The sequence below is a fragment of the Sphingopyxis sp. GW821-FHT12F08 genome (assembly GCF_058806755.1).
Window position 1 is genome coordinate 136,362 of record NZ_JBXAQA010000004.1, and the last position, 12,353, is coordinate 148,714.

10 protein-coding genes are annotated in these 12,353 nt (G+C 69.3%); all 10 read right to left on the reverse strand.

The annotated features are described in order from the left end of the window. Nucleotides 1–15: 15 nt before the first annotated feature. The 10 genes from AC1RNQ_RS12560 to AC1RNQ_RS12605 all read right to left on the reverse strand — a co-directional run bounded on the left by AC1RNQ_RS12560 (nucleotide 16) and on the right by AC1RNQ_RS12605 (nucleotide 12,189). The gene (locus AC1RNQ_RS12560) at nucleotides 16–669 is read right to left on the reverse strand and encodes a hypothetical protein (protein ID WP_493171485.1); all 654 of its coding nucleotides are present in this window, start codon (nucleotides 667–669) and stop codon (nucleotides 16–18) included. Continuing rightward, entirely contained in the window at nucleotides 666–4,571 is a 3,906-nt protein-coding gene (locus AC1RNQ_RS12565) for an eCIS core domain-containing protein (protein WP_493171486.1), read from the reverse strand. The genes AC1RNQ_RS12560 and AC1RNQ_RS12565 overlap by 4 nt, the downstream gene beginning before the upstream one ends. Beyond that, complete coding sequence (locus AC1RNQ_RS12570) at nucleotides 4,568–4,822, reverse strand: hypothetical protein (protein WP_493171487.1); 255 nt, start codon at nucleotides 4,820–4,822, stop codon at nucleotides 4,568–4,570. The genes AC1RNQ_RS12565 and AC1RNQ_RS12570 overlap by 4 nt, the downstream gene beginning before the upstream one ends. After that, the gene (locus AC1RNQ_RS12575; protein ID WP_493171488.1) at nucleotides 4,819–6,714 is read right to left on the reverse strand and encodes an ATP-binding protein; all 1,896 of its coding nucleotides are present in this window, start codon (nucleotides 6,712–6,714) and stop codon (nucleotides 4,819–4,821) included. Before AC1RNQ_RS12575 ends, AC1RNQ_RS12570 begins: the two co-directional genes overlap by 4 nt. Further along, nucleotides 6,711–7,988, reverse strand: a complete 1,278-nt coding sequence (locus AC1RNQ_RS12580; protein WP_493171489.1) for a Pvc16 family protein — start codon at nucleotides 7,986–7,988, stop codon at nucleotides 6,711–6,713. The genes AC1RNQ_RS12575 and AC1RNQ_RS12580 overlap by 4 nt, the downstream gene beginning before the upstream one ends. Beyond that, nucleotides 7,985–8,686, reverse strand: a complete 702-nt coding sequence (locus AC1RNQ_RS12585; protein WP_493171490.1) for a hypothetical protein — start codon at nucleotides 8,684–8,686, stop codon at nucleotides 7,985–7,987. The genes AC1RNQ_RS12580 and AC1RNQ_RS12585 overlap by 4 nt, the downstream gene beginning before the upstream one ends. 254 nt (nucleotides 8,687–8,940) lie before the next feature. Then, complete coding sequence (locus AC1RNQ_RS12590; protein WP_493171491.1) at nucleotides 8,941–9,615, reverse strand: hypothetical protein; 675 nt, start codon at nucleotides 9,613–9,615, stop codon at nucleotides 8,941–8,943. 9 nt (nucleotides 9,616–9,624) lie between these two features. Continuing rightward, complete coding sequence (locus tag AC1RNQ_RS12595; RefSeq protein WP_077029356.1) at nucleotides 9,625–10,158, reverse strand: phage tail protein; 534 nt, start codon at nucleotides 10,156–10,158, stop codon at nucleotides 9,625–9,627. 18 nt (nucleotides 10,159–10,176) lie between these two features. After that, nucleotides 10,177–11,763 (reverse strand): phage tail sheath family protein, encoded by a 1,587-nt coding sequence (locus tag AC1RNQ_RS12600; protein WP_493171492.1) that lies wholly within the window; start codon nucleotides 11,761–11,763, stop codon nucleotides 10,177–10,179. A gap of 45 nt (nucleotides 11,764–11,808) precedes the next feature. Further along, entirely contained in the window at nucleotides 11,809–12,189 is a 381-nt protein-coding gene (locus AC1RNQ_RS12605; RefSeq protein ID WP_493171493.1) for a hypothetical protein, read from the reverse strand. Nucleotides 12,190–12,353: the final 164 nt, after the last annotated feature.

Consider the following 12,353-nt stretch of genomic DNA (forward strand, 5'->3'; position numbering starts at 1 on the left):
CGTCCGCTATCCCTTTCAGAACAAAGCCACATCGCCGCCGGCCATCTTGCCGACATTGTCGACGCTGGCGACGGTCGCGAGCACTTCCTTGACCACCTGATGCGCCATGAAGGCCCAGAAGCCTGGGTGAGTGACCGACAGGTCGTTGTAAGTGAGCACCTTCATCGACACCGACACGTCGGCGCGGATCGGGTTGAGGTCGGGGTCGTGCATCGTCTCGGTGATCGACAGGCTCTCGATCTTCACCGGGACGACACGTTTCCAGCCGTAGATGAAGAGGGTGAGCGGCGCCGCGGGCGGGATCACCTCCATCGTGCCGATCTGCAGCAATATCTGGTTGGCGGCGACCAGCAGCGACTTGGGATAGACGAGCATCTCGAGCGCCGCGAGATAGCCGGTGATCCCCGCGCCGAGCGGCCCCGCGTCGCCGCGCTCCATCTGGTCGATGAGGTCGAGCGTCAGGTTCGCGCTGATCGTCTCGGTCGGCGGACCCGCAAGCCGCAGCGCCTCGGCCTTGCCCCCGCCGGCTTCCGAATATTGCGGCGACAGGCTGCGTGAAATCTGTTCGGGATTATATTGGAAGATCGCGACCGAGGCGAGCGGGTTGAAGATGTCGAGGCCGACGATGGCGCCCTTGATCGTCTTGGGAGAGCCGGTGAAGTTGGTCATGGCTTGGGATCCGGTCGCCGCTGGGCGAGCCAGGCGGTGTAGCGGCGCCCCGCGACGAGGACATAGGTCATCAGAACCTTGCCCTGCTCGTCCTTGACGGTGAGCGTGATGTCTTCCTTGGTCTTGTATCCGATGCGGTTGGGGGTCTTCGGATAGGGCGGCTTGTCGACCTTTTCGATCTTGCACACCTCGATCGCGACGTGGCGTTCGTCGACATGGTAGCCATAGGTGTCGAGGATACTGATCTTGACGTCCTTGCCGTAGCAATAGCCCGCGGTCTTCTCGTCGAAATTGCCCGACTTGTCGGTCGAGAAGCCGGAATCGATGCCGTGGATGAAGCTCGCACGGTAAATCTTGGGCGTCGGGCCGACCTGGTCGACCTTGCGCTTCTCGATGGTGAAGGTCGTCGCCTGGCCCTGCGCGGCGCCCGCCTCGCCCTCGCCGCCCTGCGAGCCGCCGCCCGCGGCCTTGCTGCCCTTGTCGGCGTCGTCGCCGGTCTTCGGCGGCGGCGCAGGAGGCTGCTGGGGCTCGTCGGGCGCCGGGGCGGCCGGCGGCGGCTTGTCGGCCGGCATCGGGTTGAGCTCGCCGTCGCGGCCCTTGGGGATTTCGACCCCCTTCCACGGCAGTTCCTTCGCCGGGACCGGGTTCTGCTCCTTGTAGCGCGGGACGATCTTCTCGTCGTCGGGGATGTCGTATGTGCCGGTCTTGCTCTGGCGGTAAGGGCCGGTGTCGCTGCAGTCGCTTGGTTCGTAGCCCATAGCGGGGAAGCTCGATTCGATCGACGCCGGATCGCAGAAGAGCTCGCTCGCATGCTCGGCGTAGGTCCGGCCCTTCAGCGTCCCGAGATCGCGCAGCGTCTGGTTGTTCTTGAGCAGCGATTTCACTTCCTTGATGATCGCGACGCCGGCGACCTTGGGTAGCGTCTTGACGAAGTTCAGCTTCGCCATCATCCCGCCGATCTTGTTCTGCATCTCGCAGCTGTGGAGCATCGAGGCGACGAGATGCTCGACCGGCGACAGCCCGAACTTGCTGAGGATATAGTCGCCAAGCGCGGCGCCGCAGCCGATCGCGGCGCCCACCCCGACGGTCGCCGGCGCCGAGACGAGCCCCGCGACACACGATCCGATGCGCATCAGCTTGGTGATCTCGGCGATCATATGCGCAACTTCCATCGCGAGCTGCGCCTCGCCGATGAACTTTTCGAACTCGTCGTGGATCGGCCCGATCGTCTTGTTGACGATCTCGGCGAAGAAGGTCTCGACGTCGCTCGCGATATTCTCGACCTTGTCCTTCATCTCCTCGGCGGTCTGGATGACGTCCTCGATCACCGTTCCTTCGATAAGGTCGCGGAACTTGGCTTCGAAGCCCGTTCGGCCGCACTCGATGATCGTGTCGAACATCTTGGCCAGGAAGGGTTTGGCGAGGCGTGGCAGCACCACGGCGGCAACCTTGGCCGCCGCCTTGAGGATCGTCCCCGTGCGACCCTTCAATATCTTGCTTTCGCCGACGCCCTTGAACTTGTCGCGCACGGTCTTGCCGAATTCGCTGACCTTTTGATACGCCTTGACGAAGAAGAGCCCGAACTTCTCGCGCAATATGCCGAACGGCCGCGCCTTCAGGCCCGTCCAGAAATCGGCGCGCTTGATCGTCGCGAGATCGTCGGTGTGCTGCTTATATTCGGGCTTGTCCTCATAGGTCGTGCCGGGGGTCTCGGGCTTGGTCTTCAGCCATTCGGCCATCGCGCCATGCTCGGCGATATCCTCGCGCAGCGTATCGTCGGCGGCGTCGGCATAGTCGGCGAGCAGGCTGTTGTCGGTGGCGCCCTTGGCGAGCCCGGCGCCGGTGCGGTCGGCCTCCCACTTCGCCGCCTTGAAATCGTCCTTGACCTCCTTGCGCACGATACGCGCGGGAAGCGCGCTGGCGGTCGCGGGCGCCGCGGCGGGGGCGACCGGCGCGGTCTGCGCGAGGCGGCGCGGCTTGACCGCCGCGCCCCCGGCCGAGGCCTTGGGCGCAGTGACGAGGTCGCTCTGGATCTTCTTGATCTTGCCCGACAGGTCCTTGAACTTCTGGGTGGTCGAGCGCGGCTTGAGCGCGTCGGCGAGGTCGCCGGGATGCGGCGCGAGGAAATAGACGATCACGCCCTTGTGCGCCTTGTCGGGCGCCATCATCCAGCGGCCGCGGATCGGCTGGGTCTTGGGCCGCCCCTGGTGCGCGGTCTGCGCCTTGGGCTTGGGCTTGCCACCGTGGGTCTTCGCCTTGTCGGGCGAATAGTGGCGGATTTTGAGATCCTTTTCCTTCCACACCGTCTGCGGCTTGCTCGCGTCCCAGCCGGCGGGGATCAGCGTGCCGGTGTCGATGGCCTTCGGATTGGGTTTCCACTCGGCATTCTGGCGCAGCGAACCGGCGACCGCGTTGACCTTGGCAGCGACCATATTGATGCCGCCGATATAATTGGCGACCTGCTTTTCGCCGGACTCGCGATAATCGAGGTCATGGGCGGGTTTCATCTCGCCGATCAGGATATTCTTCGGTGCCGAGGCGACGCCGGTCAGCTGGCCATTGGCGATCTTCGGCGCGCGGCGCGTGTCGTGAACCACCGTGGCGTTCTTGCCGCCGCCCTGCTCCATCGGCACGCCGACCATCACGGGCGAGAAATTGTCGAGATCGGCGATGCTCGCCGGCGGCGTACCCGCGGGCGGGACGCCTGCCGGCTTGGCGTCGGTGCCGCCGGCGGCGGGGGGATCGGCGGCGGGCGGGTCGCCCGCGGCCGGGGGCGGCGCGGCGGGCGCCGCCGCGACGACCTGCTGGACGCCCGGCACCTTGACGTCGGGATCGGCATCGGCGGTGTAGATATCGGCGCGGCCCTGCGCCCTGACATCGACCAGCTTGCGATTGGCATTGGGGATCGGGACCTCGGTCAGGATATCGCCCCTGATCGTCCGGATCGCATCGAGCGCCGCATCGTGCATCGTTTCGTGGAGGCCCTTGGCATTTTTGGTGATGCCCGGCAGCCAGAAGGCGTTTTCCTTACGCTGGACCGCCGCATCGGCGGCGTGCGCATCGTCCCCGCCCTCCGCTTCGCGGCGCTGCGGGCCGATCGGCCCCGGCGCGGTCTGCTGCATCACATGCGCCAGTTCGTGCGCCATGGTGAAGCTGGGTGAGGCGCTCTCGCCCGCCCCCAGCCAGACGTGATTCTTGTAGGTGAAGGCGCGCGCCGCGATGCTCGCGTTCATCGCGCTAGCCTGCCCGCCCTGGTGGACGCGGACCCCGCCGAGGTCGCGGCCCATACGGCCCTCGTAGAAGCTGCGCGTCGATGCCGGCAAGGCCGAGCCGCCGCCGGTGAGCTCTGCGTCGGACGCCGCGAGGGTTTCGGCGCCGCCGTCGCGCCGCGCGCGCACCTCGGCCTCCTTCCCTTCTTCGGGGTCGCCCAAACGCCGCGCGCGCGGTTCGTCGCGCAGCGCCGAGCAAGCGCTGCATGCGCGCTGCACGGAGCCGCCCGCCGACGAGGCGTCGCCGGCGAGCGGCGCGGCGGCGGGATCGGGCATCGCCATCACCCGCGCCGCGATGCTGTCGGCCTCCTGTTCGTAGCGATCACCGACCGGGCCGACCTCGAGCCGCGGCTGGACGGCGCTCTCGTCTTCCTTCTCTTCGCACGCCGCGCAGGCGCGTTGCGGCGATGGCGCGGCGGCGGTCGCAGTCAGTCGCCGCTGGATCGCCGATTCCTTGACCTCCTCCTGCTCGCAGCTCGCGCACTGGCGCTGCACCGTCGCATGCGCCGGGATCGCCGCGAGCGAAGCGAGCGGCGGGACCGCATGACACGGCGGCGGCGCGCTCTTGCGCATCACCGGCGGCGCGGCCTTCGCGGCGCCCTTTTTGGCAGCGGTGGCGTGGAGCGCGCTCATCGCCCGCCCCCCGCCAGCCGCGCGCCGATCGCCTGCCCCGCGGCGTGCCCGAGCGCGGCGGGGCCCTGCGCGGGCGCGATGCTGAGCGACAGGCGTGGATGACTGCCCGCAAGCGCCGCAACGTCGGCGCCGGCGAGCCGCGTCTCGATCGCCATGGTCAGCGCGCGGCGCACCGCCGCGCCATCGCCGGGCGCAACGCCGACGAGCGTCAGCCTGTCGATGGTCAGCCGGATGCGGGCGGGGGTGGTCATTGGACCCACCCCTTCAGTTCGGCGCTGGTCAAAGAGCGCCCGCTTTTTTCATATTCGAGCCGCGCGGCGGCAAGGATATGGCCCATGCCGACGTCCTGCCCGCGGTCGGCGGCGGTGAAGGCGGCGGCCATCGCGACGTTGCGGATCGAGCCGCCCGCGAGGTTGAGCTGCGCCAGCCGCGCGAAGTCGAGATCGTCCTTCGGCGTATCGTCGGGAAAGATGCGCTGCCAGATTTCGGTGCGTTCGGCGACGCCCGGAAAGTCGAAATCGATGATGAAGCGAATGCGGCGCAGAAAGGCAGTGTCGATGTTCGAGCGGAAGTTGGTCGTCAGGATCGACAGCCCGCGATATTCCTCGAGCCGCTGGAGCAGATAGCTGACCTCGATATTGGCGTGGCGGTCGCGGCTCTCGTTGATCTCGCCGCGCTTGCCGAACAGCGCGTCGGCCTCGTCAAACTGGAGGATCGCCGAGCCTTCCTCGGCGGCGTCGAACACGCGGCGGAGGTTCTTCTCGGTCTCGCCGATCCATTTCGACACCATCGACGACAGGTCGATGCGGTAAACGTCGAGCCCGAGCGCCGCGCCGAGCGTTTCGCCCGCGAGCGTCTTGCCCGCGCCCGAGGGCCCCGAGAACAGCGCGCTGACGCCGAGCCCGCGGCCGCCGCTGCGCTTTTCGAAACCCCAGCTTTCGTAAACGGTCGCGCGGTTGCGCACCTGCGCGACGATTGCCTTCAGCACATCCTTCTGGTTCGGTGGCAGCACGAGGTCGTCCCACTGCGCCGTGCCGTCGATGCGCCGCGCCAGATCCTCCATGCGCGGCCGCGCGAAGCGGCGCGCGGCGTCCCAGGCGATCTCGTCGAGCGTCGGCTGGCCCTTCCTGGGTTTCGCCGCCTTGGCGGGATCGGGCGCGAGGATCGCCAGTTCGGCGGCGACGCTGTCGGCGAGTTCGGGCGAGACGGGGAAATGGCCCGCAAGCTTCTCGATCGTGCCGTTCAGCCGCTTCGCATAAGGGCCGAGGCGGTCGCGCCACACGGGCACCTGTTCCTTCGCGGTCATGCGCGGCATGTCGAGGCGAACGGTGGGCGCCTGGCCGAGCAGCACCGCGTCGGGCGCGGCGACGATCAGCGGCAGGCGCAGCAGTTCGGCGAAGAGCGCGAGCGCGGCGGGGTCGCCGCGCACGGCATCGACGAACAGCGCGCCGCCGGTGAGGATCAGGTCACGGCGCCAGAGCTGCGCGAGGCGTGCGATGTCCGACGGCGCGCCGGGCAGCATCGCGGCGCTGATCGCGTAGAGCGGGCGCTTCGAGGGCGCGAGCGCCGCCGCCGCCGCCTGTTCCTTGCCGAGCGGGTCGGCACCGCACAGCTGCAACGTCATGCCGGGCTCGCCCTCGACGCGCAGCCGGATCGCCTGCGCCAGCTTCGCGCGCGAGGGCGAGAGGTCGGCGGGCACTGCGACGGGCCGCGCCTGCAGCGCGAGTTCCTCGGCGAGCGATGGCGCGTCGACGAGCGCGAGCAGCACGGGTTCGGCCAGCGCAAAGGGCGCCGAACCCAGCCCCTCGCCGCCGTCGATGCGGATCAGCCCGTCGGCGCGCAGCGCGTCGTCGGCGCCGAGCGCGGCCCAGTTCGCGCCGGGCAGCCGGACCAGCGCGAGCCCCAGCGACGGCGCGGTACGGCGCGGGTCGCCATGGAGTTCGGCGATGCGCCGCCCCGCGGCCGGATCGAGCGCCGCCCAGGCGCCGAGCAGCAGCAGGTTGCGCCCGAAGGCGTCGAGCGCGAACCGCTCGGCGATATCGTCGGCACGCGTCTTCGGCGGCGCACCCTTCTTGCCGGCGAGCCAGCCGGCGACGGTGGCAAAGGCATCGGCGACCGGCCGCAATTTCGGGGCGGCGCTCATGACAGGTCGACCAGCGGGCCGGTGATGCGGCCGAATTCGGGCTGGGTCGGGTCGGTCCCGACCTCGGGCTGCGAGGCGAAGCCGTCGATGTCGACGCGCGCCAGATAGTCGCCGGCGGGGAGATCGGTGACCGCGAAGTCGAGCTGGCTCGCCGGGAAGGCGGCTGGCGCCTCGGCCTCGATCGCAGCGTTGCCGAGCTGGCCGGCGCCGAAGGCGTTGAGCAACAAGGTCGCCGACTGGCCGGCCTGGAGCGGCGGGTCGATATCGACGGTGACCGTGCCCGAGCGCAGCCCTGCCCCGCTGCCCGCGACCGTCGCCGCGGCGATGTTGGTCATCACCGGCAGGATCGCGAAGGCGGCGACGTTCGAGCCGCGGCGCAGCCGTTCCGGCATCGACGGGTCGGTCGGTGCCGCGACGACCTCGAGCTGGTGCGCCCCCGCCTTGGGCACCGTGCCGCCGAACAGCGCGGCGTCGAGCGTGAGCGCCAGCCCGTCGCCGACGATCGCGTCCTCGGCGAGCGGCAGCGCCTCGCCGTCGATGCGCAGGCTGTTGCCGAAGCGCGCGATGCCGCTGCCGGTCAGGTGCAGCGCGCCGCCCCACGGCGCCGGGCCCCATTGGCCCGGCGCGGGCCCGGCGCTGCGGATCTGCAGCGGGCCCATCGGCGCGGCGTAGATTTCGGGGGTCGCGACCGGGGTCGCCGGGCCGGGATCGTCCTGCGTCTCGATCGACACGCCGCGCACCACATAGGAAGCCGACAGCGCGTAGGGGACCTGGAAGAACACCGACCAGAGCTTCGACCAATCCTCGAGCGTCGGCTGGTCGGGGCCGAGCGCGATCGCCCGCCCCTCGCCCGCGAGGTCGGCGCCGGTCAGCGCGGGCTGGTTTGCCGAATCGCTGCTCGCCGCCTCGATCGCCGCGACCGACAGGCCCGGCGCATGTTCGAGCGCGAGCGCGACGGCGCCGAACAACCGCTCGGGCTCGAACTTGGCGGGGTCGCCGTAGAAGCTCAGCACATAATGGAGATCGAGGTTCAGCTTGGCGCGCGCGCGCTGGACGCCGCTGCCTTCGCGCGTCGGGAAATGGTCGTTGCGGTGCGAGCTGTTGGGCAGCACGCGGAAGAGGAAGAGGTTGACGACGGGCTTGCCCTCGTCGGCGAGCTTGGCGGTCGGCGCGCCGATGCGCACGTCGGTCTGCGCGACCGCCTGGTTCGCCGCATCCTGGAGGATATGTTCGAGCGTCGCGGTGACCACCGCGAGCGAGCGGAAATTGCTCATCGGCCGTTCCCCTGCGCGAGAAAGGCATCGAGCGAGAGCCCCGCCGAGGCGGGCGGCGGCGCCGGCGCGGCGGGCGCGGTGGCGGCGCGGACCTCGATGCTGCCGATGTGGATTTCGACGACCGGCGGCTGCGGCGCGACGGCGGGCGGCGGGGCAGCGGGATGGAGTGGCGGCATGGCAGCGGCGCGCAGCGCGGAGCGGCTGGTTTCGGGTGCGAAGGCGGCGGGCGTTGCCGATGTAGCGGACTGGTGGGTCGAAGCCAGCGGCGGTGCGGACGGGGCTGGATCGGCGCGAGTGGTGCGGGCCGGTTGGGTATCGGGCGCCGCGACCGCGGCAGGGCCGGCCGCCGTATCACGCGCGACGGGCGCGGCGCGCTGGCGTTCGCGGATCGCGTCGGATGGCTGCGGCGACGCGGGATCGAGTCTCGCAGGACCGAGCCGCGCTGCGCCAGCCGGTCGCGGCGGATCGGCGGCGCCGGGTGCGGCGGGGACGTCGATCGGCGGCGGCGTGGCGGAGGTCGCAGCCGCGGCGTGGGCGACCACTGGGGGTGCGGACGGCGGGGTCGCGGTGGCGCCTTCGGCCGCGCGTGGGGCTGCGGACATCGCGCGGCGCTGGACCGCGGCCGCCGGTACTGGCGCGGCAGCGACCGATGCGGCCGCCGCTGGTGGGACGGCGGCGAACGGCGGTGTGGTAACCATCGGAGCGGCTGCGGCTGGCGCGGCGGGGTGCGCCGGGACAGCAGAAGCGGGTGGTATCGGTATGAGCGCGGGTGGAACGGGCATCGGATCGGCAACAATCGGTTGGACGGGCGCCGGCGCTTCGCCCTCGGTCGCCATCGCCGGCTCGGGCAACCCCATTTCCTCGGGCAGCGGTTCGAAGCGCGAGGGGATGCGCGGCGCCGCAACCGGCGTTTCGCCCGCGGCGCGCGCGGCGATGCGGGCGAGCAGCCCGGTCATGCGCCCGCCGCCGCGAGATAGAAGCGCCGCCGCGCGGCGGGCAGCATCAAGATATCACGCTCGGACCAGTGGTTGACGCGCGCGAGGTCGGCGACCTGCTGGAGCAGCCGCGGGATGCGCAGCGCGATCTCGTCCCAGAAGAAGGCGGCGATGTCGAAGGCGATCTCGGCGCCCGCCCCGCATTCGGGGCAGGCGGCGGCGATGGTCAGTTCGGCGTCGGGGTCGAGCTCGGCGAGCAAGGTGCCCAGCGCGTCATCGTCGAGCGCCTCGCCGCCGGGCGCGACGCGGGCGCGGAGCAATGCGCGGGCGGCGGCTTCGCCCTGCCCTTCGATCGCGGCGAGATCGCCCGCATCGATCGCGCGCACCGCGATGCCGTCGACCAGCGCAGGGTCGTGCGTTTCGCCCGCGCCGTCGCGGCCGAGGTCGGCGGCGGTCAGCGCAAACTCATAATCCTCGCCGCACGCGGCGCAGCGCTGCGCGACCTCGATCCGCGCGCCGAACTGCGCGGCGCGCAGCGCGAACAGCTGGCGGTCGCGTTGCCCGACCGGCAGCGCTTCGGCGGCGCCGCGCGGCCAGCCGCCGGCTTCGAGCAGCATAAGTGCCCGGGCGGCGGAGCCCAGCGACGCGCCGCTTTCGCTGATTTCGATCAGCTCGAGGGCGGTCCAGCGCATGGAACGGGCCTAGAGCGTCGGCTCGGTGAAGCTCGGTTCGCTCGGTTCGGCGACGTCATAGTCGCGTTCCCAGCCCTCATTCTCCAGCTTGAGTGTCTGGATCGCGACCGCGCTCGCCGACGCATCGAGGTCGGGAAAAGCGACGAACTCCGACGGCCAGCAGCGGAACAGGCGATAGGCGAGGACGAGCTGTCCGGCCTCGTTGTAGATTTCGAGGACGAGGTCCTTGCGGAAATCCTTGAGCGAGACCTCGGCGCCGAGACCCGAGCCGAAATTCCACACCTTGTTCGCCCATTGCTCGAAGGTCGTGTCGTGGGTGACCCCGCGTTCGAGGGTGATCGCCTCATATTCGGTCTGGCCGGGCGACTTGCGCGAGGTCGAGGGGTCGCCGCCTTCGCGGAACTTGACGACCTCGGTGCTGCGCTTGAGCGCGCTCATCTTGCTGAGCCCCGCGAGATAGGCGCCGTCGGGCAGGCGCAAGCGGAATTTATATGTCTTGTACGGGTCGCGCCGCTCGGGGTTGACGCTGAAAGGTGGTGCCATGATCGCTCTCCCTTAGGGTCAGGCCGCGGTGCGGATCTGCTGGATGGAAATGACGACGAATTCGGCGGGCAGCAGCGGCGCGAAACCGACGACGATGTTGACGATGCCCTGGTTGCGGTCGTCCTGCGTCGTGGTGCTGCCGTCGCATTTGACGAAATAGGCGTCGCGCGGGCTGGCGCCCTGGAAGGCGCCCTGCTTGAACAAGCGCTGCATGAAGGTGCCGACCGACAGGCGGATCTGTGCCCAAAGCGGCTCGTCATTGCCCTCGAACACCACCCACTGCGTGCCGCGGTAAAGGCTTTCCTCGATGAACAAGGCGAGGCGCCGGACGGCGAGATATTTATAATCGTCGGAGAGCTGATCCGACCCCTTGAGCGTGCGCGCGCCCCAGACGGTGAGGCCGGTGCCGGGGAAGCTGCGCAGGCAGTTGACCCCGAGCGGATTGAGCAGGCCATTCTCCTCGTCGGTCATCCTGACCGTCAGCCCCTCGGCGCCGGCGAGCGTCGCCGACATGCCGGCGGGCGATTTCCAGACGCCGCGGGCATTATCCGTGCGGGCGATGATTCCCGCCACCGCACCGCACGGGACGAAACTGTCGAGCTGGCCGCCGCGCTTGGGATCGCGGCGCAGCAGGCGCGGGAAATAGAGGGCGGCGTTATCCGCAAAAGCGAGCGAAAGCACCGACGTCGCGCCATTGAGCTGCTTCGCCTTGACGATCGCCGCGGCTTCGTCGGGCTTGTCGTCCCAGTCGGCGGGCGGATCGACGATCAGCACCGCGCGCTCGGCCTTGCAGAATTGCGCCGCTTTCTCGTTGACCGTGCGCGGCAGCGTGCCGTCGCGCTCGTCGGGCGGGATGCAGAGCAGATTGAACAGGTCGGCTTTCTTGAGCGCATAGATGCCGGTCTTTTTGTCGCTGTCGCCGATGAAGTCGATGTCGAGCAGCGGCGCGCCGTCGTTGCCGTCGATGCCAGTCCCCGTCGCGTTGGTCGCGGGGCGGTTGCCGAGCTTGGGGGTGCCGTCGAGGTTGACCTGGCACTGGACAAGGCTTGATTCGGCGGCAAGCACGCGGTCGAAGCGCCGCGCGCCGCCGGTCGCCTTGACCGTCAGGTTGCGAAAGATTTCGACCGCCCCGGTGGTCTTGTCCTCGATCCGGAGGTCGAAGAGGTCGGCGACCGCGAGATCGTACTTCAGCGCCGCCGCGGCGGCGCCGACGGGGTCGGCGATGTCGGGATGCGTCGCGAGGCCGGTGAGCGCATTGCCCCAGGCCCCGGGGGTCGCCGCGCGCAAGGCGAGCGCGCCGACGTCGAGGATCGCGATGCCGTCGTCGTCGGCGGCAAGCGGCTTGAACAGCCGGACGATCTCCGACTGGCCGCCGCCATTGGCGTAGAAATCGTCGACCGCATAGGACAAAGGCCCCGCCGACCACAGCCCGCCGAAGCGGCGCGTGAACTCGCCATAGTTGAAGCAGGTCGTCGGCTGGTTCACCGGCCCGCGCAGCGCGCGCCCGACGAAGGCGGCGATCGAGGTCGCGACGCCGCTGACGGTGCGCACCCCCGATCCCACTTCCTGAATATAGACACCGGGATAGGTCAGAGTCTCGGGCATGGCGGCACTCCCTTGTTGCCCTTACGCGGGCATGGATCGGTTGGATCAGTCGAGCTTGAAGCCCATCAGGATGGTGATGTCGGCGGCGTCGGTGGCCGAAACATTTTTGAGCGTGAGAGTCTGGAGATCGCCCGCGAACAATTTGATCGCCTCGCCGTAAAGAATCAGTGGTCCGCTGATCTTGGTCCGCGCCGCGGTGTCGGCCTTGACATCGACCGACCCATCGTTGAGCGACGAGGTCAGGATGAAGAATTCGAGCTTTTCGACATCGTCGATCTGCAGGGCGAGTTCGCGATCCGTGGTCATCCCCTTGACGAGGGTCACCCCCGCCGAGGTGATCGCGTCGACCTCGACGCTGCCGCCGTTATTGGCCCCGGCACCCGAAGGCGTGCCGCCGCTGAACGACCATGAAAATTTCTGTGGCATGACTGCACAACCCCCTTTGCTGAGACGCAAGCGACGAAGTTTGTGCGACCGGATGTTCTGATTGAGGCGTCGGGCTAACATGAGTCGGCCCGGACCCGATTGGACGGATACGCCAAATGATACTTCGCCGTGCAAGTACGGCAAAGTAAAGCTGACGATACATC